The organism is Pseudoruegeria sp. SK021 (assembly GCF_002119405.1).
GTDB lineage: Bacteria > Pseudomonadota > Alphaproteobacteria > Rhodobacterales > Rhodobacteraceae > Meridianimarinicoccus.
Map to the genome: position 1 here is coordinate 1 of NZ_MTBG01000166.1, position 253 is coordinate 253.

A 253-nucleotide genomic window follows, 5' to 3' on the forward strand; every position below is an offset into this window, starting at 1 on the left:
ATCACGCGACCCAACCAAGTCTGGTGCACTGACATCACATACATTCCGATGCGCCGCGGGTTCTTGTACCTGGTAGCCGTCATGGACTGGTATAGTCGGAAGGTGCTCAGCTGGCGATTATCGAACTGAACCGCGCCAGGTTTGCCGGAGGCTCCAACTCATGAGTAGGATGGAGCATCATGAACAAAACAACGAACAAATATTCACCTGAAGTGCGCGAACGTGCCGTGCGGATGGTTTTGGATGGCGCAGG

Annotated in this window: 1 pseudogene; it reads left to right on the forward strand. The window is 54.2% G+C overall.

The annotated features are described in order from the left end of the window. Positions 1-126: pseudogene (locus BV911_RS19025) on the forward strand (DDE-type integrase/transposase/recombinase); the annotation flags it as partial. Positions 127-253: the final 127 nt, after the last annotated feature.